The following is a 23,154-nucleotide window of genomic DNA, read 5'->3' as shown; positions in this document are numbered from 1 at the left end:
GACACCATCGCGCGCTGCCCGGCTACCCAGGTCACCCGCTCAAACGAGCTCCCGCGGGCCGCGCCCCCGCCCTTGTATCCACGCGCGCGCCGCCGTCCCCTCCTGGCACGGCATCCGCATACCCGACCGACACGACCGTGACGGGGGGACGACGCGGAGGACAGCCATGAGCCAGAGACCATCCGATCAAGCCATCCAGGTGAAGCCGCTCGCAGGGCACATCGGCGCCGAGATCCACGGCGCCGACATCTCGAAGCCGCTGCCCGACGAGTCCGTGGCGGCCATCCGCGCGGCGCTGCTGAAGTGGAAGGTCGTGTTCTTCCGGAACCAGCCGCTCGGCCACGCCGAGCAGATCGCCTTTGCCGCGCGCTTCGGCGAGGTGACGTACGCGCACCCGCACGAGGACGAGCCGTTCGACGAGCACCCGGAGATCCTCGCCATCGACAGCCGCCGCTACGACAAGCGCTACGGCAGGCGGTTCAGCTACGAGAACCGCTGGCACACCGACGTCACCGCGGCCGTGAACCCGCCGGCGGCGTCGATCCTCCGGGCGCACATCCTGCCGCCCTACGGCGGCGACACCACCTGGACCAACCTCGTGGCGGCCTACGAGGGGCTCTCCGCGCCGGTGCGCGCGCTCGTCGACGGTCTGCGGGCCGAGCACCGCTTCGGGCTGCGGTTCGCCCCGCAGGACCAGGACAGCCCGTACCTGCGCAAGGTGCGCGAGAACCCGCTGATCTCGGTCCACCCCGTGGTGCGCGTCCACCCCGAGACCGGCGAGCGCGCGCTGTTCGTCAGCCCCGGCTTCACGAGCCACATCGTGGGGCTGTCGCCGCGCGAGAGCAGCGCGATCCTCGACCTGCTCTTCGAGCAGATCAGCCGGCCGTCGTACACCGTACGGTTCAGGTGGGAGCCGGGCAGCGTCGCCTTCTGGGACAACCGGGCGACGGCGCACCTCGGGCCGCAGGATCTCGGGCACCTCGACGTCGAGCGCGTCCTCTACCGGGTGACGCTGACCGGGGACATCCCGGTCGGGGTCGACGGCGTCCGCTCCGAGATCGTGGCCGGCGAGCCGTTCGGCACGCGGCCCCCGAGCAAGCTGAAGGTCGCCCGCAAGGACGCGGCGCCCGCGGCGGAGGTGCAGGCGTGACCGCGGCGGGCGCCGGCTTCGAGAGGACGTCGTTCCAGGGTCCGCACGGGCCGGTGGAGGCGGTGCGGTGCAGGTGCGCCCCTCGTCGGCGGGGCGCTCGCCGGCGCCGGCGGTGCTGATCCTGCACGAGGGGCTGGGGCTGACCGCGCACACCATCGGCGACCGCCTCAACCTGGGTCGGCCGCCTCAACCTGGGTCGGCCGCCTCAACCTGGGTCGGCCGCCTCAACCTGGGTCGGCCGCCTCAACCTGGGTCGGCCGCCTCAACCTGGGTCGGCCGCCTCAACCTGGGTCGGCCGCCTCAACCTGGGTCGGCCGCCTCAACCTGGGTCGGCCGCCTCAACCTGGGTCGGCCGCCTCAACCTGGGTCGGCCGCCTCAACCTGGGTCGGGTCGCGCCGTCCACGAGCTGCAGGACGCGCTCCGGGCGGCCTCCGCGGCCGGCAGCGCGCCCGGCGCCGCGCGCTCGGAGATCCGGGTCTACCCCGAGGTTCCGCACGCCTTCTACGCCGACTATCGGCCGAGCTACCGGCCCGAGGCCGCCGCCGACGCCTGGCAGCGCCAGCTCGATTGGCTGGCCCAGCACGGCGTCGCCTGACGGCGGCCAGGCCCGCGATCGCGCCTCGCCGCCTCGCCGGCCGCTCGGCGGCCGCTGCTGCCCCTGCAACAGGCTGCGCTTCCGCTGCTCCCCCGCGCGCACCGCGCGCCGCGCGCGGCTCCGCCCGCGCCGCACCTCCCGCCCGCCCGCCCGCGCCGCGCGCCTCCCGCCGCCCGGGCCTCCCGTGCGCCGCCGATCGAGTACCCTGGAGCGATGCGCGCGAGGATCCGAGACACCGAGATCTACTTCGACATCGAGGGCATGGGCCTCGTCCCCGATGGACCGCAGATGCGCGAGAAGCCGGTGATCTTCGTCGTGCACGGCGGCCCCGGAGCGGACCACTCCTCGCACAAGGGTGGATTGACCCCGCTCGCCGACCGCGCGCAGCTCGTCTATTTCGATCATCGCGGACAGGGCCGCTCGGCGCGCGGACCGAAGGACACGTATACCCTCGAGAACAACGTCGAGGACATGGAGGCGCTGCGCCAGCACCTCGGCCTCGATCGCATCGTGGTCATGGGCACCTCCTATGGCGGCATGGTGGCGATGGCCTATGCGCTCCGGTACCAGCAGCACGTCTCTCATCTCATCCTGGTGGCCACGGCGGCCAGCCATCGCCTCATCGACCGGGCGAAGCAGATCGTGGCGGAGCGCGGCACGCAGCCGCAGAAGGAGGCCTGCGAGCGCCTCTGGGCCGGCGAGCTCGCGAGCAACGAGCAGTTCGCCGAGCTCCTCGACACCATGGGGCCGCTCTACTCGACCACCTTCGATCCGCAGAAGGCGGCCGAGCCCAGCGCGCGCACCATCTACAACGTCGAGGCGTGGAACGTCGCCCTGGAGACGTTCATGCGGACATTCGACTTCACGCCGCGCCTGCCCGAGATCAAGGTGCCCACCCTCGTCATCGCCGGCCGGCACGACTGGATCTGCCCGCCCGATCTCTCGGAGGAGATCGCGCGCCTCATCCCGGGCGCGGATCTACGGATCTTCGAGCGCAGCAGCCACTCGGTGCGCGCCGACGAGCCGCGGGCGCTGCTCGACGCCATCGCCGGCTTCCTGGTCTACCGGCGGTAGCGCGGCGCGCGCGCTACTGGATCCCGGCCTTCCGCATCGCCGCGGGCATCCGCTGGACGATGACCGCGCCGACCTTCTTCCCCACCTCCCCGCTGATCTCGGGGAGGAGCTTCGCGGCCTTCCTGCCCACCGGCGTGCCGTAGAACTTGATGAGCTCCTTCAGCTCATCGGCCGTGAATTTCCCCGCGTAGATCTCGACGTTCCACTGGACGAGCTCGTCGTAGGGCAGCACCTCGGCCACGACCGCCTTCAGCTTCCCGGCGTCGCTCGCGGAGATCTTCGCGCCCGCCTGCTGCATCGACGCCCCCATGTTGGTCATCAGCTGCTCGATGAGCGCATTGTAGACCTCCTTGGGCATGACGAGGTGCGTGAGCTCACGAGCGAGCTTCTTCTCCGCCTCTCCCGCGTGGGCGCTGCCGAGCGACGCCAGGGAGATCAGGGTCACGACCGCGATCGAGACGATCCAGGAACGAAGCGCATGCTTTCTCATGCTCCACCTGTATCACGGATGCGACTCGGTCCGCGCCGCTCCGGCGCGCTCCGGCGGCCCGCCGCCCCCCTCACCCGAGCCGCCACGGCGCCGGCGCGCTGGCAGGCGCGTGCATTGCAGGCGCCCTCCCCCTCACCCGCGAGCCGTCACGCGAGCGTCACCTCGTCTCCTACCCGCACCGTGCCCGATTTCGTCTCATGAATGTAGTTCTGCCCGAAGTTGACGTCGCCGGGCTTCTCGGGATCGCGCCGGTACGCGGCCAGCATGCGGAGCGGCTCCGGGCTGCGCTCCGCGGTGAGCTGATCGGTCGTGGTGACGACGCAGCGGGCGCACGGGCCGCCGGCGCGGAGCACGAGATCTCCGGCGCGGACGCGGCCCCACCGATCCTCGTCGAAGGCGGCGCAGCCGCTCACGACGAGGTTGGGCCGGAACCGGTCCATCGGCACCGGCGCCGCGCCCTTGCCCTCGAGGCGGGCGTTGAGATCGGCGAGCGAGGCCTCGGAAATCACGAGCAGCGGGAACTCGTCGGCGAACGACACGACATCTCCCGGGCGCGCCACCGAGGACTTGAGGACGGGCCGGTGGAACGCCTCGCCGGCGCGCACGAGCCGCGCCGGGTGCTCCAGGAAGTCGCTCAGCCACGCGGCGGCCTCGTCGCCGCAGTCCTCGGCCTGGCGGCCGGTGCTGCGCCAGACGTCGACCGTGAGCAGGCGCGCGCCCTGCGCCGCGCGCGGCACGGAGATCGGCGGGCGGCCGCCGGCGCGCAGCGTGAGCGCGCCCGGGGAGAGCTGCGCCTCGATGAGCGCCATGCGCGGCAGCGGGCGCTGCGTGAGCGGCTTGCCGTCGGGATCGACGATCATGAACCGCCGGTCGCCGGCGAGGCCGAGATCGTCGGCGGCCGCCGCGTCGAGCGCGACGCCCCGGCAGCCTTTGACAGGATAGATGTGGATCGCGGAGATGCGCATTCCGGAGCTTATATCACCCCTGTCGACCGCGAAGGCTCCGGCATGACGCGCTCCGCGCTGGAAGGTCGCGCGCTCCCGCTCCTCGCTCACGCCACGTCGTTCCCCCCCTCGATCCCGAGCACCTTCCGCAGGTCCATGCCCGCGATGACCTCGGCGTTCTGCTGCACCCAGTCGACGAGCACGGGGCGCAGCGCGCGCGCGATCTCCTCCTTGACCAGCCCCTCGACGGCGCTCGGCCCGAGGTGCTTCGGGTCGAGCGCGACGCCGCCGCCCGCGACCAGGGCGCCGAACAGGCGCACGAGCGACTCGACGCCCGCCGCCTGACCGGCCGCGCCGAGCGGCTCCACCTGCTCGACGGCGATGTCCCCGCCCCGCTTCACGACGAAGCGGCGCAGATCCGCCTGGTCGGCGCCGTCCTTGCGCAGCACCGCCGACGAGCAGTCGACCTCGATGCGCTGCACGCGCGGCGCGGTCTCGATCTCCTCGCGGGTGCCCTCGACGTCGACGCTGGCGGCGATGGTCGCGCCGGACGGGATGCGGAACCCGTCCCGGCCCACCGCGCCCGCGAGCTCCTCGCGCAGCGTCACCCGCGCCGAGAGGCGCGCGCCCCGGGGAGCCGCGCCGCCGCTGCCGGACTCGAGGTTCGAGAGCACCTGACGCACCGTCAGCACGAGATCGGGATCGCTGGTCGGGTCGTACGGCGGCATGGCCATGGGCGTCGAGGTGACGAGTCCGCGCATGAAGGCGCGGGCCTCGTCCTCGGCCGAATCCTTCCCGACCCGGACGACCCCGCCGGTGTAGAAGACGTTGGGGCTCATCGCCCCTGAGCGGAAGTCGTACTCGACCTGCTGCAGCCCCATGTCGCCGAGCGGCGGCGGCAGATCGATGACGAGGTACGGCTCGAAGGCCACGCGCAGGAGCGACGGCGCGAGCGTCAGGCGGAGCGCCGTCGCGCTCGACGTCGCGAGGGAGGCCACCCCGGCGCGCTTCAGGACGGTGCGCGCGGGCAGGTCGAACGAGATCGAGATCGACTCGAGATCGAGCCACGAGGGCAGGAAGCGCCAGGCCATTCCAGGAGAGTACACCCTCCTCGCCCCCGGGAGGGACCGCCTATTGACCCGGCGCCCGGGGCGTACCCATCATGTCTCACCATGAACGCAGATGAATTCCTCGACGAGCTCGACCAGAAGGTCGGCGAGCGCCTCGCCCGCATCGGGACCGCGGCCGGCGCGGCGGAGCCCCGGAGCGGCATCGGCATCCCGGAGCTGCTCGCGACCGCGCTCAAGAAGGAGCTCGAGGCGACGGAGGAGGCGGCGCTGTGGCTGACCACCGAGACCGACGTCGAGGTGAAGCTCGCCCTCGCCCGCCAGTGCGGCGACGAGGCGCGGCACTATCGGCTCATCGCCGAGCGCCTCCGCGCGCTCGGCGTCGACCCGGCGGCCCTGCCGGCCAGGTTCGGGCCTCCCACGCCGATGTTCGGGTACCTGAAGGGGCTCGGCTCCACGGTCGAGCGGGTCGCGGCGGGCCAGTTCACGCGCGAGGCGCTCGCGAAGGTGCACAACCAGGCCTTCATCGACTACTGCGAGGCGCAGGGCGACGCCGAGACCGCGCGCCTCTACCGCGACGTGATCCAGCCCGACGAGGGCCATCACCACGAGATGGGCCGGCGCATCCTCGCGCGCCTCGCGACCACCGAGGAGGCCCAGGCGCTCGCGCGCGCCGCCGCGATCCGCACGCTCGAGATCGCCGAGGAGCTCCAGGAGATCGCGCGCATCAAGCTGGGTATCTGCCGCGCGCCCGGGTGCTGAACAGGTGCCCTCGAACCAGCGCCTGGGCGTCCTCAGGGCGGAGGGCCCCCCGTCCCGTGAACCCGGCTGGGTCGCTCGCCCCCGCCCAGGAGCCCGGCGCTACGTCGGCGCGTAGATGACGAGGTTGCCGTCGCACTGGACCACCAGGAACGCCCCCCGGTGTCCTTGCGTGTTCGACGACCACTTCACGTTGCCCGCGTAATCGTAGAGCACGAGGTTGCCGTCCGCCTGCATGATCGCGTGTTGGATAGCCTGGCCCCCGGTGCCCGTGGCCCACAGCAGCTGCGACGGCGCCCGGTACAGCACGAGGTTGCCGTCGTCCTGCATGAGCAGGTGATATTTGTGGTTGGCGGAGTAGACCCCGTACCCGCGGCTCAGATAGTCGCCGCCGAGGAGCTTCGTCTGGGGATCGCACCGCTCACCGCTCTGGAACGTGTTGCTGGCCCAGACGACCTTCACGGCGTCGGCGCTCACAGGACCAGCCTGCGTCATGACGACGCCGAGGCACGCCGCGGGCAGCAACGCCCGCCGGACGAACTGCACAGCTCCGTTCATCGCTCTCCCCCTTTCGATGGCCTTTCCTTTACTTCCTCACCTTCTTAGGAGATCTCGGCTGACGCGCTCACGCCGGCGACGAGCACGCTCGCGCGCGGTCCGGCGGGCTCGTGGAGCTCTCCTGCCGTGTCGTCTCCGTCGATCGAAGGAGAGGTGAGGCAAGAGGCAGACCGCGCGGGGGATGCGCCGGCGGGGGCGCCGCCGGGCGAGCGGCGCGAGCCTCCCGCCGCCGATCGGCCATCGGGGCATCGTGGAGGCATCGTGGCGCGAGCGACCAGGGCGGGAGCGGCCGTTCCGGCCGGGCGCTCTCGCGCGCTTCCAGCCGCCCCGGCGCTCGCGCGGCGCGTTCAGGACACGAGATCTCGGCGCGTCGGTCGCTGCGCCGAGGCCCATATGCGGGATGGCCCGACGTGCGAAAGCCGCTCAATCCATTCAAACTCTGGATACCAAGGTTGCCTCATTGTCGCGAGATACCCCGCGACGGCGAGCGGCCCAGTTGACCAAGGGGGGGGTTCTCATGAGCAAGTTTCCGGGGGACAGATCGTTCCGGGAGGTGGCCCGGTTCACCCAGGATTGCGGTTCGATCTGCACCCATGCAAGCCAGTACTGCCTCGAGATGGGCGGCGCGCACGCCGACGCCGCGCACATGCGATTGCTCCAGGACTGCGCCGACATCTGCGAGGCGGCCTCCAAGCTCCTCCTGCGCAGCTCGCCGCAGCGCGCCCAGATCACGAGCGTGTGCGCGGCCCTCTGCGACCTGTGCGCGGCGAGCTGCGACAAGCTCACGGGCGACGCCCAGATGAAGACGTGCGCTGACGAGTGCCGCCGCTGCGCCGCCGCGTGCCGGCAGATCTGACGGCGGCGAAGCGTCGCTCGCGCTTGCCTTGCCCGTCCGCCCCTCGGACGGGCTCACGCGCCGCCGCGGCTCGAGCGGCGACCGCGTGCAGCGGCTTTGCACCTCCATGATACCCTCGCGCGCATGCGCTATCGAAGGACGATCGGTGCCGCCGGGGTCGCTCTCCTGTGCGCCGGGTGCGGCGGCGCGGACGCGCCCGAGGCCGCGGTGCGGGCGACGCGCGATCTGGGCCCGCTGCCGTTCGAACCCGTGATCCGGGGCCGGGACGGCGGGTACAGCGCGGGGTGGGGCGACCGCTCGGTGTGGGTGTTCGGCGACACGACCCTGGAGACGCCGGGAGAAGACGGCTCGCTCTGGAGGTCGAGCACCTTCTGCGCGACCGGCGATCTCGACGCTTCCGACGGGCTCTCGGCGCTCACCGAGCCGCTCGACGCGGCCGGCGCGCCGGGGGAGTTCGTGCCGTTCACCGAGGAGGAGCGCGCGTTCAACCTCACGCATTTCGGCCCCCGGGCGGAGCAGGAGTGCGAGGACGACTGCGGGGCGCGCTATGCGCTGTGGCCGGGGCCCATCGTCGCCGACGACGCGACCGGCCGCGCGCTCGTCTTCTACAGCAAGCTGATGGCGCGGCCCGGCGCGTTCAACTTCGAGCTGCTCGGCTCGTCCGTCGCGGTCTGGGAGCGCCTCGACGCGCCGCTCGTGCGCCCCGAGGTGCGCCCAGGCGCCGCAGATCCGACGGTGCTCTTCGGCGCGGACGAGCCCGCGCTCACGGCGGCGGCGCTCGTCCGCGAGGGGATGGTCTATGCGTACGCGTGCGCGTGCGCGGGGCTCACGTGCCCCTGCCTCGTCGCGCGCGCGCCGGCCGCGCAGGCGACCGAGCGCGGGTCGTGGCGGTTCTACTCGGACGGCCGCTGGGTGGACGGCCACGACGAGGCCGAGCCGGTCATGGCGGGAGCGCCGATGATGTCGGTGCACTGGAACGAGCGCGCCGGGAGGTACATTGCGCTGTACAGCGAGCCGGTGTCATCGCACATCTCGCTGCGCACGGCGCCCGCGCCGGAGGGCCCCTGGTCGGACAGCGTGGTGGTGTTCACCGCCGAGGCGCCGCCGAACCCGGAGGCGTGGCCGTATGCCGGCCTCGGGCACGCGGAGCTCGCGCGGGAAGGAGGGCGGTTCGAGTACATGACGTACTTCAGGGAGACAGGCTTCCTCGAGGGGGAGATCCGGCTCGTCGAGCTGGAGCTCGAGTGACGGCGAGGCGGCCCCGCGGGGGCGCCGAGGGCCCCTGGGAGCCGCGGGCTCTTGTTTCCCTGGGAGCGCACAGGTCAGCGAGGGTGGGTGTTCCGCTCGCCCCTGCGGCTGCGACTCACGCGGTTCCGCGCGGGTCGCGCGTCACATCGCTCGATAGGAGCTCAAGAGAACATCACATCCACATCCGCGCCACCACGCCGTAGGTCCCTGGCCCCGGGGACATGCCCACGTCGGCGCCGCCGAGGAGCACCTGATCGCCGGAGATCACCCGCACCGTGTGCAGCACCCCGAACTCGCCGAAGTCGACCGGCAACACGCCCCCATCGCCGAACCCCGCGTCGAGCGCGCCGTCGCACGCGTACCGCGCGAGCAGCGGCGTGGCCGCGCCGCCCTCGCCGCCGTTGCCCGCCACGAGGACGGCGCCGCCCGGCAGCAGCGCCATGTCCTCGGCCTGATCGTCGCCGCCGGTGGTCGGCCACGCGGCCACGCCTGCTTCGCCGAACGCCGGGTCGGGCGAGCCGTCCGCGAGGAAACGGCGGACCTGGAAGTCGCGCGCCCCCTCCGGGCCCGCGTCGCCGGCCACCACGACGCCGCCGTCGGGCGACAGCGCGACGGCGACAGCGCGCTCGTCGATGCCCGGATCTCCGGCGACGATCACGCCCCGCTCGCCGAAGGAGCCGTCGAGCGCGCCGCTCGGCAGGAGCCGGAGCACCACCATGTCGCGCTGGCCGTCCCGCTCCGCGGAGCCGACCACGACGAGCCGCCGGCGCCGGTCGATCGCGACCGCCTCGGCGACCGACGCGGGCCCCAGCGCCACGGTCCGGTAGCCGCGCGGGCTGGCGAACGAGGTGTCGAGGGCGCCGTCCGCGGCGGCGCGCGCGATCAGCAGGCGCCCGTCGCGCTGGCCCACGGCCACGATCCTGTCGTCGTGCGCGACGAGCCCGCCCCGGATCACCTCGTCCCCGCCGAGGTCGAGCAGGCGCTTGCCGCCGTCGCCGAAGCTCGGGTCGAGCGAGCCGTCCTCCGCGTACCGCGCCAGCGCCACGTCCGCCGAGGCGCCCCCGAACCGGTCGCGCCAGCCGATGGCCACGATCCCGCCGGCGCGCCGGCGGCCGACGGCCGCCAGATAGACGTAGTCGCCGGTCGAGGCGGCCCAGGAGGTCATCACCATGCCGCCGCCGCCGAAGCCGGGATCGGCCGCGCCGGATCCGGTCAGGCGGGCGACGCGGAACCTCACCCCGCCGAGGCCGCCCTGGCCCCATCCGCCCGCGATGATCTCGTCGCCTGCCGCGTCGAGATCGAAGAAGCCGCCGTCGTCGTCGGCGCCGAAGCGCACCCGCGCCATCCCGGTCCCCGCCCCGCCGAACGAGGGGTCGAGCTGGCCAGCCATCGCGCCGGCGTCCGTGCCGGCGCAGCGGAGGGCCACGCCGGCGCTCCCTGCTGGCTCCTCGGCGAGGAGGTGACCCGGGATTAGCAACAAAACCATCGCAAGAAGAGCTCTCATGAAGCGATCTGTTGGACGCGCGGGTGGCGGTGTCAAACGCCGCAGAAGCCCGCCGACCTCGCGTCGCGGCCATCGAGCGCCGGAGATCGCGCGACGCCCGCACACGAGCGCTCCGCCGCCTCGGACGTACCCCCGCCGCTCGACGGATCCGCGATCTCGGCAGGACCGTCGGCATGGCCGGAGTCGGCGATTCGGGAGGTCACGAGCCCGCGACGTGGACATGGATGGAGCGCGACTGCAGCGCTCCTGCCACGATCGATGGCGCCGCGGTCAGCCCGCGAGCGCGGCCACGGCGAGGCTCCCGGCGTCCGCCGACGGCCAGGCGGCGGCGGCGAGCCGGCGCGCCGCCTCGAACGCGCGCGGGGACGGCGTCCGGCCGCGCACGGCGGAAACCGGAGCGCGGCTCGTGGCATCTTCCGTGGAGGTGATCGGTTGAGGGTCAAAGGAAGGAGGCCACGATGCGCGCGATCACGGTCGAGCCCGGCAAGCCCAGCTCCGGGCTCCTGGAGGACATCCCCGAGCCGCCCGCCGAGCACGGGCCGGTGCTGGTCAGGACGCTCGCCGTCGGCGTGTGCGGCACCGACGTCGAGATCGTGAACGGCGGTTACGGGTGGGCGCCGCCGGGCAGGAAGCGGCTCGTGATCGGGCACGAATCGCTCGGCGAGGTGCTCGAGGCGCCGCCCGGGAGCGGGCTCGACAGGGGCGACCGGGTGGTGGGCATCGTGCGCCGCCCCGACCCGGTCCCGTGCGCGAGCTGCGCGAGCGGTGAATGGGACATGTGTCGCAACGGCCGGTACACCGAGCGCGGCATCAAGTCGATCGACGGCTATGCGTCGGAGCGGTACCGCATCGAGCCCGAGTACGCGGTGGTCGTCGACGGCAAGCTCGGCGAGCGGGGCGTGCTGCTCGAGCCGGCGAGCGTCGTGGCCAAGGCCTGGGACCAGATCGAGCGCATCGGCGCGCGGACGAGCTGGAAGCCGCGGAGCGTGCTCGTGACCGGGGCGGGCCCGATCGGCCTGCTCGCGGCGCTGCTCGGCGCGCAGCGGGGGCTCGAGGTGCGCGTGCTCGACCGGGTGACCGAGGGCCCGAAGCCCGGCCTCGTGCGCGACCTCGGGGCGACCTACCACGCGAGCAGCGTGCAGGAGGCCGGGGCGGGCGTGGACGTCGTCATCGAGTGCACCGGGGTCGGCAAGCTCATCTACGACGCGATGCAGATCGTGGCGCCGGTCGGCCTCGTCTGCCTCGCCGGCGTGTCGTCCGGGGGACGGACGCTCCCGGTCGACGTCCAGGGCCTCAACCGCGAGATGGTGCTCGAGAACACCGTCGTGTTCGGCACGGTGAACGCGAACCGGCGTCATTACCAGGCGGCCGCCGAGTCGCTCGCCCGGGCGGATCAGGGCTGGCTCGATCGCCTCATCACCCGCCGCGTCCAGCTCGACCGCTGGGCCGAGGCGCTCGTGCGAGAGCCCGCGGACGTGAAGCCCATCGTGATGTTCGCGTGAGCGCGGGGGACGCGGCCGAGCGCCGCGCTCTGGCAGCCGCGCGCTACCGGATGATCGGCTCGCAGTTCGTGTACGCGAGCGTCGTGAACATGAGCTCTGAGCCGCCGCTGCGGCGCTCCGCGAAGAAGATGTCGATCGGGTAGTCCCGCCCGACCTCGAGGTCGATCTCCCCGGCCAGCGTGTCGAGGTCGAGGGTCCACGAGGTCGGGGAATGGACGCCGCCCATGTCGATCGCCAGTTTCCTGTCGATGAACACCCAGATGTCGTCGTCGCCGCCGAAGATGAAGACGTCCCCGCGCCTGTACTTGAACGTCATGTGGAGCTCGAACGTGAAGCTGTAGTTGTGATCTCTCCCCTCGTTGCCCCAGCTCCGTTCGTCGTCGTCGATGGGGAAGAAGTCGTTGTCGAAGAAGATACGAAGCTGCTGATCGCTCACGTCGAGGGGAACGGTGTACCGGATCGACCGATTGACCTCCGGCACGTCCCGGAACCACTGGTCGAACGCCTCGCGCCCCTCGGTGTGGGACTCCTCCGGAGGGCCGGGAAAGGCGTAAACAGGCTTGTCGTCCGCGCCGAGCTCAACCTCGACGATGCCCTGCACGATGTCGCCGTCCCAGCGCTCGAAGTCCGGATGTCCGCCGGGGCTTCCGTACCCCTTGAAGTCGCGCACGATCCCCTCGAGCCGCGGCTTGCACGGGTCTTCCTCGCCGCCGCCCCCCGTGGAGGAGCTGCCGCCCGGGCCGCCGCCGACCCCGGCGAAGCCGCCGCCCGCGGCCGAGTCGGAGGAGCCGCCGCCGGAAGAAGAAGAGGACGGCTCGTTCCGCCTGGCGATGTTCTCGGGGCTGGCCGCACACCCGGCGAGAGGGAGCACCAGAGTGGCCGATAGCAACACAGCGAGCATCAGCGAAGAGCGCTGGCAGGGTGGGGCCGGCGGCCGCGTGGTGCGCATCGAGAGCGCCTCCTCCTCCGTGAATGCCGTGACGCCCGCCGGTCCTTCGCTCGATCGTCCGCGTCCGCAAGAATCCGTCAATCCAAGGTCTAGCATCTGCACGCGCGTGGCATCGTGTCGCGCGCCCGCGACCCTGACAAGCGGCGACGGCGGCGCGCCGGCGGGCGCGAGCTCTCTCCCGCGAGGCGCTACCCGCGCTACTCGCGCTACTCGTCGAGGAGCGCGCGCGTCCGCTGCTCGGCGCGGCGCCCCTCGGCGGCCAGCCGGTCGATGAAGCGCTCGATGATCGGGTTGCGCCGGAAGTTCTCGCGCGTCATCAGCTCGACCGGCAGCGGCTCCACCTCGGCGATCTCCACGTCGAGCCGCGAGCGCGCCACCTCGGTCAGCGCGAGCGCGGGCGCGAGGCCGATGCCCAGCCCGCCGGACACGTATGACACGAGGAGCGACACGCTCGAGACATCGATCGTCGAGATCGGCCGGATCCGCTCGCGGTCCAGGTACGCGTCGAGCATGCGCCGCCCCACGCTGCCGGGCGCCAGCCGGAGCAGCGGCTCGTGCCGGAGCCGCTCGCGCAGCGCCGGCGCCTTGCCCTTCTGCCGCGGCCCCACCCGCGGCCCCACCCAGAGGAACGGCTGCACGAACAGCGGCTGCCGCACGAGGTCGCCCCCCGCCGACGACGCCGACGCGAGGCCCAGGTCCACCTCCCCGCGCTCCACCCACCGCGCCGCGTCCACCGAGTTCGCCGTCGTGATCGCGAACCGCACCGGCGCGCGCTTCTCGAGCAGCTGCCGGATGACCGGCACGAGCAGCCCCTTGCCGAGGTAGTCGCTCGCCGCCACGCGCAGCGTCGTCGACGGCTCCCCCGCCAGCTCCGAGAGCAGCTCGAACACGCCCTCGGCCTGGTCGAACAGCCGCGTGATCGCGCCGAGCGCCGCCTCGCCGGCCGAGCTCAGCCGCACCCCGCGCCCGTCGCGCTCGAACAGCGCCACCCCGAAGTGCTCCTCCACCCGGCGCACCTGCTGGCTGATCGCCGACGGCGTCTTGTGCAGCCGCCGCGCCGCCTCGGCGACCGAGCCCGACCGGGCCACCATCAGGACATCCTCGAGCGCGGGCAGGAGCGACGCATCCATGTAGCAATGCTTAACTCATCGTGAAAAAAGTTTCATTAGACTTAATTCTCTGGCTCCCGCATAGTCCTGCCACCTGCCCGACGCCGGACCCGTCGAGCTCCGGTTGCCTCCCCAGGAGGCCGCCTGTGCGCCCCGGCTCCGGCGCTCGGGCCGGTCCGCTTCGCACGCCGTCATCTCCAGCCGCGTTCAGCCGCGCCCCGAGAGGCCATCATGGGTAAGAGTCTCTATGACAAGGTTTGGGACCTCCACAAAGTCCGCACGTTGCCGAACGGCGAGGACCAGCTCTTCATCGGCCTTCACCTGATCCACGAGGTGACGAGCCCCCAGGCGTTCGGGATGCTCCGCGACCTGAACCTGCGCGTGCGCATGCCCGAGCGGACGTTCGCGACGCTCGACCACATCGTCCCGACCGACAACCGCAAGCGGCCGTTCAAGGACTCGCTCGCCGAGGGGATGGTCGACGCCCTCAAGAAGGCGTGTACCGAGCAGGGCGTCACCTTCTTCGATCTCGAGTCCGGGCGGCAGGGCATCGTGCACATCATCGGCCCCGAGCTCGGCCTCACCCAGCCCGGCATGACGATCGCGTGCGGCGACTCGCACACGTCGACGCACGGCGCCTTCGGCGCGATCGCGTTCGGGATCGGCACCACGCAGGTGCGCGACGTCCTCGCCACGCAGACCCTGAGCCTCCAGCGGCTCAAGGTCCGGCGCATCCAGGTGGACGGCAAGCTCGGGCCGGGCGTCTACGCCAAGGACATCATCCTCGAGATCATCCGCCGGCTCGGCGTGTCCGGCGGCACGGGCTACGCGTACGAGTACGGCGGCTCGACCATCGAGGCGTTCTCGATGGAGGAGCGGATGACCCTGTGCAACATGTCGATCGAGGGCGGCGCCCGGGTCGGCTACGTGAACCCGGATCAGACGACGTTCGATTACATCAAGGGCCGCCCGTACGCCCCGCAGGGCGAGGCGTGGGACCGGGCGCTCGAGTACTGGCGCTCGATCGCGTCGGACGCCGACGCGCGCTACGACGACGTGGTCCGGATCGACGCGAGCGAGATCGCGCCGACGGTCACCTGGGGCATCACGCCCGGCCAGGCGATCTCGGTGAAGGAGAAGGTCCCGGCGGCCGAGGACGTGGCGAACGAGTCCGAGCGGGCGCTCATCCGCGAGGCGCTCGAGTACATGCGCCTCGAGGGCGGCAAGCCGATCGAGGGGACGAAGATCAACGTCGCGTTCATCGGCAGCTGCACGAACGGCCGGATCTCGGACTTCCGGGAGGTCGCGCGGCGCATCAAGGGGCACAAGGTCGCGCCGAACGTGCGCGCGCTGGCGGTGCCCGGGTCGATGGACGTGGCGCGCGCGGCCGAGGCCGAGGGGCTGGACAAGGTCTTCCGCGAGGCCGGCTTCGAGTGGCGCGAGCCGGGCTGCTCGATGTGCCTGGCGATGAACCCGGACAAGCTGATCGGCGACGAGCTGTGCGCGTCGTCCTCGAACCGCAACTTCAAGGGCAGGCAGGGGAGCCCCACCGGCCGCACCGTGCTCATGAGCCCGGTGATGGTGGCCGCCGCCGCCGTGCGCGGCGAGATCGCCGACGCTCGTGACGTGTTCGGAATCTGACGACGCTCGCACCCGAGGGAGATCCCAATGGCACTCGACTTGATTCAATCCGTCACCGGCCGCGCCGTTCACGTTCCGGGGGACGACATCGACACGGACCGCATCATCCCGGCGCGCTACCTGAAGTGCGTCACCTTCGATGGCATCGGCGAGCACCTCTTCAAGGACGTGCGCTTCGACGAGCAGGGCGCGAAGCGGGAGCACCCGCTGAACGACCCGCGCTTCGCGGGCGCCACGATCCTGATCGCGGACCGCAACTTCGGCTGCGGCTCGTCGCGCGAGCACGCGCCGCAGTCGATCGCCAAGGCCGGCTTCAAGGCCGTGATCGCCGAGAGCTTCGCCGAGATCTTCTTCGGCAACTCGACGACGCTCGGCATCCCCTGCGTCTCGGTGGGCCGCGAGGACCGCGCCGCGCTCGTGGCCCGCGTCAACGCCGACCCGTCGACGGCCGTCACGGTCGACCTGCAGGAGCAGGTCGTCCGGGCCGGCGACCTCAAGGTGCCCTTCACCATCAAGCCGGGCGCGCGCGAGTCGCTGATCAAGGGCACGTGGGACCCGATCGCCCAGCTGCTCGAGGGGGCGGACGAGGTCCAGAAGGTGGCGGCGCGGCTGCCCTACGTGCAGCAGCGCGCCGCCGCGCAGTAGCCCGACCGCGGACCGGCGCCGGCGCGCGGCGACCCCGCCGCGCGCGCCGGGCCCTCGGCGCGCAGCGAGCCCCGCCTGGCGGTTGGCTCAACCTGGCACGTATCCAGCGCTCCCGTCATCGCCTGCCCCTCTCCCGCGCCGCTGTGGCTCGCGCGCCGGTCAGTCCGGCTGCGCAGCGCTCCTCGCGCGCCAGTGGCGGCAGATTCCGCTGCAGTTCAAGCCAGTTATGAGCCGGCATGCGCTCGTGGCGCAGCTGGCCCAACGTGGCACGTATCCGACGCTCCCCGTCACACGTCGGGGCCTGACGCGCTCCGCGGGAGCCCTCGGCGGAGGCCGAGCACCGCCGGGAACCCCGCCAAAACACGGGGGAATGGCCGCGTCGAGCGCGCGGGAGGCCGCCGCCGGGCGAGCGGGCGAGGGTGGCATGTCCAGTGCTTTATGTCCGGACGAGCTCCACGAGGCGGCGCAGAGCAGCCGCGGAGCAGCCGCGCTCCGCACGCCGCGGCGCAGAGCCCTCGTTCCTTCATCGCGTGTCTGCCACAGGCACGCAGGACGGAGTACCCCCATGCGATCCTCGATCTTCTCCTCTCTTATCTCGCGTTCATCGATAGCGCGCTCCTCTCTCCAGGGGCTCATCGCGCTCTCCGCGCTCGTGGTGCTCACCGGCGCCAAGGGGCAGGGCTGTGGGGGCTCCGACGAGCCGCCGACGCCGCCCGCCCCCGACTGCGGACCTGGCTTCCACTGGGATACGGTCTGTTCGCCGTGCGAGATCGGCGAGATGTGCGAGGAGCGGTGTGTGCCCGACAGCGACTGTCCGCCTGGATGGCTGGAGCAGACCGTCTGCGGCGGCACCACCACCGCGGGTGTCGGCGGGTGGACCGGGGACGCCGGCAGGCCGGCGCCGCCGGTCGACCCGGGGTGCTGGACCGAGTGCGTGCCGCCGCGGCCGTTCTGCCCGCCGGGCACGATCGAGCAGACCGTGTGCAGCGGCTCCTCCTCGACCACGGGCGGCGGCGGCTGGGGCAGCGCGAGCGGCAGCGGCGTCGGCGGCGGCTTCGACGGCGCGATGCCGGCTCCCCCCGGGGAGTGCTGGACCGAGTGCGTGCCCCAGGAGCCCTACTGTCCGCCGGGCACGAGGCCGCAGACCACCTGCGATGACGTCAGCACCACCGTCAGCGTCGGCGTCGGCACCGGCGGCACCGGCGGCTCTGGCGGCTGGGCCCCGACCGGCGGCGCCGGCGCGTGGGATGGCTCCGACAGCGACTCCGCGGGCATGGCCGCGCCGCCCTTGCCGGGCAACTGCTGGACCGACTGCGTGCCCGATCAGCCCTACTGCCCGCCGGGCACGAGGCCGCAGACCACCTGCGAGGGTGGCTCCTCTGTGGTGACCAGCAGCGTCGGCGTCGGCGGCGCCGGCGGCGCCGGCCCCGGCGCGGGCGGCACCGGCGGCGACACGGGCTGGGGCGGCTGCTGGACCGAGTGCGTGCCTGACCAGCCCTATTGCCCGCCGGACACCATCCCGCAGACCGTCTGCGGCGGGAGCGCTGTCTCGGTCGGCAGCTCGGGCAGCACCGGCACCGGCTACGGCGGCAGCGGCGGCAGCAGCCCGTACCCCGGCGAGGAGTACTGCTGGACCGAGTGCGTGCCCGCGGGGCCCTATTGCCCGCCGGGCTCCACGCCGCAGGAGGTCTGCTACGACGGCATGCCCGAGCCCGAGATGACCACCACCAGCTCCGGCACCGGCATGGGCGGCAGCGACGGCGGCAGCGGCACCACCAGCGGCGGCGGGTGGGGCGGCTGCTTCATCGAGTGCGTGCCCGATCAGCCCTACTGCCCGCCGGACACCATCCCGCAGACCGTCTGCGCGGACCCGATGCCCGGCACGAGCGGCAGCTCCGGCACCGGCATGGGCGGCAGCCCGTACCCCGGCGGCGGTTGCTGGACCGAGTGCGTCCCGGTGGAGCCCTACTGCCCGCCGGGCTCGATCGAGCAGACGGTCTGCTCCGGGAGCGGCAGCACCGGCACCGGCATGGGCGGTTACGACTCGTACCCCGGCGAGTGCTGGACCGAGTGCGTGGAAGGGCCGACCTGCCCCCCCGGCGCGACCGTGCGGACCATCTGCGAGGAGCCGGTCGGCGGCGGCGCCGGCGGCCCGGTCTGCCGGACCGAGTGCGTCCTGATGCTGCCGTGACGCGGCGGGCGCGGTCGACCCCTCCCGCCCGTGGGAGGGGTCGACGGCGCGAAAGCGCCGCTCGCGCCCTGGAGCGACGCCGCTCCGATTGAAGCGAATCCGATCGAAGCGAAGCAGAGAGGAAGCGCGATGAGCGCCAGGGGAGATTCCAATCCCCTGGCGCTTTTCGCATGTCAGCGGCCCGGAATGGGATCGCGACGCCCCTCGCGCGGCCGGTTCGACCGGGAATGACGCGGCATGTACGATTTCCCGAAGGCTGGCCTGGTCCATCCGCATCCAGGGAACAGGAGGCGGTCTGATGAACCTGGCCCACCCCGAAGCGTCCCTGTGCCGGGCCTCCAGGAGGCCCCTCGCCCTGCTGCTCCTCGCGTGCGCGGCGCTCCCCCTCGCGGGCTGCCCGCTCCAGACCGCCAGCATCGCCCGTGCAAACGGCGACTCCTCGTCCTCCACGACGATCGCCCCCTCCGAACAAGAGGCCATCGACGACGCGGGTGACACCGGCGAAGGTCCGCCTGGCGCGGGCGGCAGCACCGGCGGCGGCGACGGCGGCGAGGGCGGCAGCAGCGACGACGGCGGAGGTCCCGGGAACGCCAACGCGATCCTCTGCACGGCGAGCTTCCCCATGATCGTGCGCGACTTCCCGGAGAAGCACCAGGACTTCGGGCCCTCGCAGACGACCAGCGGAAAGGACATCGAGCTCCAGAGCGAGCTCAAGAACGGGAAGCCGGTCGCCGCGAGCTCGAACTCGGACGGCATCGAGGACGGCAGCAACAGCTTCGACCAGTGGTTCCAGGACAAGCCGGGCGTCAACATCACGTACGAGCAGGACATCTACCTCGACCTGTGGAGCACCGGCGGCCACCTGGGCGGCAGGGACTTCTACGTCGTCGACAACCTCGGCTTCGGCAACGAGGGAGAGGCGCACAACTACGGCTTCACCGTGGAGTTCGAGGTGCCGTTCACCTACCGCGTGGGGGGCTTCTTCTCGTTCGACTCGAGCGACGATGTCTGGATATCGATCGATGAGACCATCGTGGTCAGCCACTCCGTGCACGACGGGGTGAACGGGGCGACCGTCCGCCTGGACGACGAAGCGGACAGGCTCCGCTTGAAGCCCGGCTCGAGCCACAAGCTCAAGATCTTCTACGCCGAGCGAGACGGCCGCTCCTCGGTGTTCCGGCTGAACACGTCGCTCGACGTCCCCTGCGAGCCGATCGCGGAGTGAGCCGCCGGCCGGGCGGCGATCGCGCCCCCGGCGTCAGTCGCCCCGCGCGCGGGGCGGAAGAGCGGAAGAGACGCGCGCCGCCCTCGCGTACCTGAACTCGAAGGCCCACGCCGGGAACACGGTGGCCGCGAAGCCCGCGCCGAGCCCGTAGAGGATCTCGTCGAGCGGGACGCCGAGGAGCGCCCTGCCCGGGAGCAGCACGCTGGGCCGCCAGGTGCGCTCGAAGACGCCGGGGACGAGCGCCGCGAAGACGAGGCAGAGGCCGAGGTAGACGGCGGCTGACAGGAGCGCGCCGAGCACGGTCGGCACGAGCAAGTCGCCGCGCGCGGCGAGGAGCGCCGCGGCGACGGCCATCATCGCCGCCACCGCGGCGTAGAGGACGGGCACCCCGACCGCGAGCAGCGCCCTGGCCGCCGCGAGCGCGCTCGCGATCGCCGCCGCCGCCCGCAACCACGGTCGGGCCGCCCGCAACCACGGTCGGTCCAACCTCGACCACGGTCGGTCCAACCTCGACCACGGTCGGGCCGGCGGCGGGGAGCAGGGCACCGGCGCGCGGCGGAACACCACGGCATAGGCGGTGGAGGCGAAAGCGCTGAGCCCGGCGAGGAACAGCACGTCCTCGACGCCGAACCCGATCCGGTCGGCCAGGTCGAACAGGAACTTCGGCGTCCAGTACTCCGGGTAGAACAGCCGCTCCGTCGCCGCGAACGGCGTCGAGGCGAGCGCCATCCGCTTCATCAGGGCGCGAAGATCCGGGCGCACGTGCCAGATGACGCCCGCCGGCAGGAGAAAGAGCAGCGAGAGCAGCAGGAACTCGTGCTTCATCGCGCCGCCTTCCTCAGCCCGCGGCGAGGGCGATCGCTGTCGAGGCGACCAGCGACAGCGTCGCCGTGGCCGCGGCCGCGACCCGGACCAGCAGCAGGCGCGAGCCCGGCGGCGCGGGGCGGGCCAGCAGCACGACCAGCGCCGCCGCCGCCGCCACGAGCAAGCCCGCCCCCGGGCGCAGGCCCGCCGCGCCGAGGCCGACCGGCGCGAGCAGGAGCGAGAGCCCGTTCAGGACGACCACGCACCGCGCGGCCCGCTCTCCGCCCACGCGCGCGGGCAGCGTCCGCTTGGCGCTCGCGCGATCCGACGGCTCGTCGGGCAGCGCGGTGGCGATCGCGCAGCCGAGGTGGCTCGGCAGCAGGAACGCGAGCAACGCGAAGGGGAAGCGCGCGACGGCACCCCCCTGCGCGATGTAGCCGTAGAGCGGCAGGACCGCGCCGACGCCGACCATCTGGAGCAGCTCCCCGCCGCCGCGGTACGAGAGGCGGAGCGGCGGGTAGCTGTAGGCCCAGAGCAGCAGCAGCGCCGCGAGCGCGAGCGGCACGAGGAGCGGCGCCGAGGCCGTCGGCAGCGCCGCGGCGAGCGCCGCAGAGACCGCGACGAGCCCCGCGGCGCAGGCGACGGCCGCCGCGCCGAGCGCGCGCGGCGAGAGGCGCCCCTCGACCAGCACGCGCGAGCCGCCAGAGAACGGGGTGGCGGTGCGGTTCCGGCGGTCGGTCTCCTGGTCGGCGACGTCGTTGGCGTAGACGATGAACAGCTGGTCGAGGAGGCCGAAGAGGTGGACCGCCGCGAGCGTCCCGAGGTCGAGCGGGCGGCCAGCGGCGCGCGCGCCGAGCAGCTGCCCGAGCAGCAGCGGCAGCGCGATGCTCGGCTGCGAGGCGAGCCGCGACGCCCTGAGCCAGGCCCGGAGCGACCCCGGCCCGCCGCTCATCGCCCGTCGCCCCGCGACAGGCCGAGCCGCTCGGCCAGCTTGGCGCGCAGGTCCGTGAAGGGCAGGTCCCAGCGGCGCTCGCCGTCGAGGCGCCAGGCCTTGAGCGGGATGAGATCGACCTGGGCGAGCAGGTGGTGGAGCTGCGACTCCTCGCGCGGCTCGCGGATGAACGAGAAGGGATTGCGGAACTCCCGGCCGTTCAGCTGCGAGTACTTGCGGTCGTTGCTCGCCACGAGCTCGACGAGCGCCTTCTGCCGGCCGTCGAGGTAGTCGAAGAACACGAGGTCGAACGGCCCGACGCCCGCGCGCTCGTCCGGCTTGCGCATCACCCAGCGGGCCCAGTCGTAGCCGTAGAGGAAGTCGTGCGCGTAGCGGAAGCGCAGCTTCGACTTGTTGCCGAAGCCGAGGCAGAGCGACACGACGCGCCGGCCGAAATCGCCGATCGCGGGCGCGCTCCCGGCCCGCCACAGGCAGCAGGCCAGGTAGTCGAGGTCCCAGAAGATGTTGTCGGGGAAGTTGTCGGCGACGGCGCAGATCACCTCGCCGAGCGCGCGGGCGAAGGCGCGCGCCCGCTCGGCGTCCTCGCTGCCGTCGAGGATCTGCTCGACCAGCGCGACGGGCGTGGGCGCGCACGGCCGGCCCGGGGCGACCGAGGCCCGCGCGCCCAGGAGCGGCGTGAGGCGCGCGAGCTCGTCGCGCGCTTCGTCGAGGAGGGCCGGGCTCCCGGTCACCCCGGCCCCCCGCCGGCGCGGAGCCCCGCGGCGAGCACGGCCGCCGACAGCGCGGCCGTGCCCCACCAGATCGCGCGGTGGAGCTCGCGCTTGTAGGCCCCCTGCGCGGCGAAGGCGTTCGTCACCGCCTCCGGGCTCTTCCGGACGAGCCGCGCCCTGAAGTGGAGCGCGACGGCCGTCGCGGGCGCGACCGACCAGAGCGGCGGGGCGCCGTCGGCGAGGAGCGACGCCGCCGGCCAGAGGAGCGCGCCGAGGCCGAGCAGGGCCTCGGTGGCCCGGCGCGTGGCCGCGTTGCCGAGCAGCGTGGCCACGGTGCGCTTGCCGCCGGCGCGGTCGCTCTGCTCGTCGGACAGCCCGCTGGCCAGCGCGCTCGACAGCGCGAGCAGCAGCAGGCCCGGCAAGAGCGCCGCGAGCCACGCCGGCGCCCACGCGCCGCACTGCGCGTACGCGTGCAGCACGGGGAGGACGCCGCCGACGCCGGCCATCTCGAGGAGCTCGCCGCCGCCGCGGTAGTTGAGCCGGAGCGGCGGCAGCGTGTAGGCGCCGAAGACGAGCAGGCCGAGCGCGCCCAGGGGGAGCAGGAGCGGGCGAGCGAGCGCGACCGCGGCCACCCAGGCGACGAGCAGCGCGGCGGCGCCTGCCCCGAGGCCGGCGAGGAGGAGGGCGTGGGCCGGGAGGATGCCGTCCGGGATGGTCTTCGGCGAGCAGCCGTCCGGGAACATGCGCCGCTTGAGGGCGTCGACCTCGCGGTCGCCCCAGTCGTTGAGCAGCACGACGAAGGCGACGTCGGCGACCATCCACAGCGCGCCGAAGGCGAGCGCGCCCGCGCCGACGCGGCCCGCGGCGGCCGCGCCCACGGCTTGCCCGCACAGGGCGGGGACGAGCACCTTGGGCCAGCTGGCGGGCTTGAGCGCGTACCGCCACCGCGCTCCAGGGCTCATCGACTCGACGCGCATGGATCAGGTCCCCTGCTGCTAGCACAAGAACCTCCGCGCCTTGCGCGCCACCTGAGGTCGCTCCGCGCGGCGCGGAAGGCGCGACGCCGCAGTGCGGCGTTTCCTTCGACGCCGATCTGGGCCACCTTATCGCCCGACAGCCTCGACACGCGACGTCGTGCGGTACGCCCTCCTCCCCTCCCCGAGCCCGGCCGGCGCCCCCC

The 23,154-nt window shown here is 72.9% G+C and carries 21 protein-coding genes and 1 pseudogene; 11 read left to right on the top strand and 11 right to left on the bottom strand.

The features are described 5' to 3' along the window. Positions 1 to 166: 166 nt before the first annotated feature. The 3 genes and pseudogenes from WME85_RS00570 (at position 167) to WME85_RS00560 (ending at position 2,820) form a co-directional block, all read left to right on the top strand. On the top strand, positions 167 to 1,150 hold the full coding sequence (locus WME85_RS00570; RefSeq protein WP_437834174.1) for a TauD/TfdA dioxygenase family protein: 984 nt from the start codon (positions 167 to 169) through the stop codon (positions 1,148 to 1,150). A gap of 449 nt (positions 1,151 to 1,599) precedes the next feature. After that, a pseudogene (locus WME85_RS00565) lies at positions 1,600 to 1,746 on the top strand (dienelactone hydrolase family protein); the annotation flags it as partial. A 213-nt stretch (positions 1,747 to 1,959) separates the two neighbouring features. Continuing rightward, positions 1,960 to 2,820 carry an alpha/beta fold hydrolase gene (locus tag WME85_RS00560; protein WP_437834172.1) on the top strand — a complete coding sequence of 287 codons (861 nt, stop codon included), beginning with the start codon at positions 1,960 to 1,962 and terminating at the stop codon, positions 2,818 to 2,820. 13 nt (positions 2,821 to 2,833) lie between these two features. On the opposite strand, the gene WME85_RS00555 is transcribed toward WME85_RS00560, so the two are convergent. From WME85_RS00555 to WME85_RS00545, 3 genes are all read right to left on the bottom strand, one after another. Continuing rightward, positions 2,834 to 3,310: a DUF2059 domain-containing protein gene (locus WME85_RS00555; protein ID WP_437834170.1), complete on the bottom strand. Its 477-nt coding sequence runs from the start codon at positions 3,308 to 3,310 to the stop codon at positions 2,834 to 2,836. Between the two features lie 146 nt (positions 3,311 to 3,456). Continuing rightward, positions 3,457 to 4,275 (bottom strand): MOSC domain-containing protein, encoded by an 819-nt coding sequence (locus WME85_RS00550; protein WP_437834168.1) that lies wholly within the window; start codon positions 4,273 to 4,275, stop codon positions 3,457 to 3,459. Between the two features lie 86 nt (positions 4,276 to 4,361). Then, positions 4,362 to 5,360, bottom strand: a complete 999-nt coding sequence (locus tag WME85_RS00545) for a hypothetical protein (RefSeq protein ID WP_437834165.1) — start codon at positions 5,358 to 5,360, stop codon at positions 4,362 to 4,364. 66 nt (positions 5,361 to 5,426) lie between these two features. Here WME85_RS00545 and WME85_RS00540 point away from each other — a divergent pair, with 66 nt between their 5' ends. Then, positions 5,427 to 6,083: a ferritin-like domain-containing protein gene (locus WME85_RS00540; RefSeq protein ID WP_437834162.1), complete on the top strand. Its 657-nt coding sequence runs from the start codon at positions 5,427 to 5,429 to the stop codon at positions 6,081 to 6,083. Between the two features lie 99 nt (positions 6,084 to 6,182). Here the strand turns inward: WME85_RS00540 and WME85_RS00535 are convergent, their stop codons facing one another. Beyond that, the gene (locus WME85_RS00535; protein WP_437834160.1) at positions 6,183 to 6,638 is read right to left on the bottom strand and encodes a hypothetical protein; all 456 of its coding nucleotides are present in this window, start codon (positions 6,636 to 6,638) and stop codon (positions 6,183 to 6,185) included. Positions 6,639 to 7,155: 517 nt separating this feature from the next. On the opposite strand from WME85_RS00535, the gene WME85_RS00530 reads away from it, so the two are divergent. Continuing rightward, a complete protein-coding gene (locus WME85_RS00530; RefSeq protein WP_437834158.1) occupies positions 7,156 to 7,494 on the top strand; it encodes a four-helix bundle copper-binding protein in 339 nt (112 codons plus the stop codon). Between the two features lie 123 nt (positions 7,495 to 7,617). Continuing rightward, positions 7,618 to 8,742: a DUF4185 domain-containing protein gene (locus tag WME85_RS00525; RefSeq protein WP_437834156.1), complete on the top strand. Its 1,125-nt coding sequence runs from the start codon at positions 7,618 to 7,620 to the stop codon at positions 8,740 to 8,742. Positions 8,743 to 8,914: 172 nt separating this feature from the next. Here WME85_RS00525 and WME85_RS00520 read toward each other — a convergent pair whose 3' ends face one another. After that, complete coding sequence (locus WME85_RS00520) at positions 8,915 to 10,228, bottom strand: hypothetical protein (protein ID WP_437834154.1); 1,314 nt, start codon at positions 10,226 to 10,228, stop codon at positions 8,915 to 8,917. Between the two features lie 476 nt (positions 10,229 to 10,704). Between WME85_RS00520 and WME85_RS00515 the strand changes: the two genes are divergently transcribed. Then, positions 10,705 to 11,748, top strand: a complete 1,044-nt coding sequence (locus tag WME85_RS00515; RefSeq protein WP_437834152.1) for a glucose 1-dehydrogenase — start codon at positions 10,705 to 10,707, stop codon at positions 11,746 to 11,748. A 43-nt stretch (positions 11,749 to 11,791) separates the two neighbouring features. On the opposite strand, the gene WME85_RS00510 is transcribed toward WME85_RS00515, so the two are convergent. Beyond that, entirely contained in the window at positions 11,792 to 12,640 is an 849-nt protein-coding gene (locus WME85_RS00510; RefSeq protein ID WP_437842615.1) for a fibro-slime domain-containing protein, read from the bottom strand. A 263-nt stretch (positions 12,641 to 12,903) separates the two neighbouring features. Further along, a complete protein-coding gene (locus WME85_RS00505) occupies positions 12,904 to 13,827 on the bottom strand; it encodes a LysR family transcriptional regulator (protein ID WP_437834150.1) in 924 nt (307 codons plus the stop codon). A gap of 210 nt (positions 13,828 to 14,037) precedes the next feature. Between WME85_RS00505 and leuC the strand changes: the two genes are divergently transcribed. The 4 genes from leuC (at position 14,038) to WME85_RS00485 (ending at position 19,508) form a co-directional block, all read left to right on the top strand. Continuing rightward, positions 14,038 to 15,447 (top strand): 3-isopropylmalate dehydratase large subunit, encoded by a 1,410-nt coding sequence (gene leuC / locus WME85_RS00500; protein WP_437834148.1) that lies wholly within the window; start codon positions 14,038 to 14,040, stop codon positions 15,445 to 15,447. A gap of 27 nt (positions 15,448 to 15,474) precedes the next feature. After that, positions 15,475 to 16,092 (top strand): 3-isopropylmalate dehydratase small subunit, encoded by a 618-nt coding sequence (leuD, locus tag WME85_RS00495; protein WP_437307015.1) that lies wholly within the window; start codon positions 15,475 to 15,477, stop codon positions 16,090 to 16,092. A gap of 565 nt (positions 16,093 to 16,657) precedes the next feature. Beyond that, a complete protein-coding gene (locus WME85_RS00490; RefSeq protein WP_437834146.1) occupies positions 16,658 to 18,283 on the top strand; it encodes a hypothetical protein in 1,626 nt (541 codons plus the stop codon). A 298-nt stretch (positions 18,284 to 18,581) separates the two neighbouring features. Then, positions 18,582 to 19,508, top strand: coding sequence for a fibro-slime domain-containing protein (locus WME85_RS00485; RefSeq protein WP_437834144.1), 927 nt, complete (start codon positions 18,582 to 18,584; stop codon positions 19,506 to 19,508). A 33-nt stretch (positions 19,509 to 19,541) separates the two neighbouring features. Here the strand turns inward: WME85_RS00485 and WME85_RS00480 are convergent, their stop codons facing one another. The 4 genes from WME85_RS00480 to WME85_RS00465 are packed head-to-tail and all read right to left on the bottom strand — an operon-like array spanning position 19,542 to position 22,951. Further along, positions 19,542 to 20,333, bottom strand: a complete 792-nt coding sequence (locus WME85_RS00480) for a lycopene cyclase domain-containing protein (protein ID WP_437834142.1) — start codon at positions 20,331 to 20,333, stop codon at positions 19,542 to 19,544. 13 nt (positions 20,334 to 20,346) lie between these two features. Beyond that, positions 20,347 to 21,264, bottom strand: a complete 918-nt coding sequence (locus WME85_RS00475; RefSeq protein ID WP_437834140.1) for a prenyltransferase — start codon at positions 21,262 to 21,264, stop codon at positions 20,347 to 20,349. Next, the gene (locus WME85_RS00470; protein ID WP_437834138.1) at positions 21,261 to 21,995 is read right to left on the bottom strand and encodes a ferrochelatase; all 735 of its coding nucleotides are present in this window, start codon (positions 21,993 to 21,995) and stop codon (positions 21,261 to 21,263) included. The genes WME85_RS00475 and WME85_RS00470 overlap by 4 nt, the downstream gene beginning before the upstream one ends. Further along, positions 21,992 to 22,951 carry a UbiA family prenyltransferase gene (locus tag WME85_RS00465; RefSeq protein WP_437834136.1) on the bottom strand — a complete coding sequence of 320 codons (960 nt, stop codon included), beginning with the start codon at positions 22,949 to 22,951 and terminating at the stop codon, positions 21,992 to 21,994. The genes WME85_RS00470 and WME85_RS00465 overlap by 4 nt, the downstream gene beginning before the upstream one ends. Between the last annotated feature and the right edge of the window lie 203 nt (positions 22,952 to 23,154).

Origin of the sequence: Sorangium sp. So ce1153 (assembly GCF_051521595.1) — a bacterium.
In the GTDB taxonomy this organism is placed as follows: Bacteria; Myxococcota_A; Polyangia; order Polyangiales; family Polyangiaceae; genus Sorangium.
This window is presented reverse-complemented; position numbering and strand designations above follow the sequence as displayed.

Excerpts from the sequence above, each read along its gene's own strand:
- WME85_RS00520 (WP_437834154.1), bottom strand. The coding sequence starts at position 10,228 with ATGGTTTTGTTGCTAATCCCGGGTCACCTCCTCGCCGAGGAGCCAGCA.
- WME85_RS00515 (WP_437834152.1), top strand. The coding sequence starts at position 10,705 with ATGCGCGCGATCACGGTCGAGCCCGGCAAGCCCAGCTCCGGGCTCCTG.
- WME85_RS00505 (WP_437834150.1), bottom strand. The coding sequence starts at position 13,827 with ATGGATGCGTCGCTCCTGCCCGCGCTCGAGGATGTCCTGATGGTGGCC.
- WME85_RS00525 (WP_437834156.1), top strand. The coding sequence starts at position 7,618 with ATGCGCTATCGAAGGACGATCGGTGCCGCCGGGGTCGCTCTCCTGTGC.
- WME85_RS00530 (WP_437834158.1), top strand. The coding sequence starts at position 7,156 with ATGAGCAAGTTTCCGGGGGACAGATCGTTCCGGGAGGTGGCCCGGTTC.
- leuD (WP_437307015.1), top strand. The coding sequence starts at position 15,475 with ATGGCACTCGACTTGATTCAATCCGTCACCGGCCGCGCCGTTCACGTT.
- WME85_RS00540 (WP_437834162.1), top strand. The coding sequence starts at position 5,427 with ATGAACGCAGATGAATTCCTCGACGAGCTCGACCAGAAGGTCGGCGAG.
- WME85_RS00550 (WP_437834168.1), bottom strand. The coding sequence starts at position 4,275 with ATGCGCATCTCCGCGATCCACATCTATCCTGTCAAAGGCTGCCGGGGC.
- WME85_RS00465 (WP_437834136.1), bottom strand. The coding sequence starts at position 22,951 with ATGCGCGTCGAGTCGATGAGCCCTGGAGCGCGGTGGCGGTACGCGCTC.
- WME85_RS00560 (WP_437834172.1), top strand. The coding sequence starts at position 1,960 with ATGCGCGCGAGGATCCGAGACACCGAGATCTACTTCGACATCGAGGGC.
- WME85_RS00570 (WP_437834174.1), top strand. The coding sequence starts at position 167 with ATGAGCCAGAGACCATCCGATCAAGCCATCCAGGTGAAGCCGCTCGCA.
- WME85_RS00475 (WP_437834140.1), bottom strand. The coding sequence starts at position 21,264 with ATGAGCGGCGGGCCGGGGTCGCTCCGGGCCTGGCTCAGGGCGTCGCGG.
- WME85_RS00480 (WP_437834142.1), bottom strand. The coding sequence starts at position 20,333 with ATGAAGCACGAGTTCCTGCTGCTCTCGCTGCTCTTTCTCCTGCCGGCG.
- WME85_RS00485 (WP_437834144.1), top strand. The coding sequence starts at position 18,582 with ATGAACCTGGCCCACCCCGAAGCGTCCCTGTGCCGGGCCTCCAGGAGG.
- WME85_RS00535 (WP_437834160.1), bottom strand. The coding sequence starts at position 6,638 with ATGAACGGAGCTGTGCAGTTCGTCCGGCGGGCGTTGCTGCCCGCGGCG.
- WME85_RS00555 (WP_437834170.1), bottom strand. The coding sequence starts at position 3,310 with ATGAGAAAGCATGCGCTTCGTTCCTGGATCGTCTCGATCGCGGTCGTG.
- WME85_RS00490 (WP_437834146.1), top strand. The coding sequence starts at position 16,658 with ATGCGATCCTCGATCTTCTCCTCTCTTATCTCGCGTTCATCGATAGCG.
- leuC (WP_437834148.1), top strand. The coding sequence starts at position 14,038 with ATGGGTAAGAGTCTCTATGACAAGGTTTGGGACCTCCACAAAGTCCGC.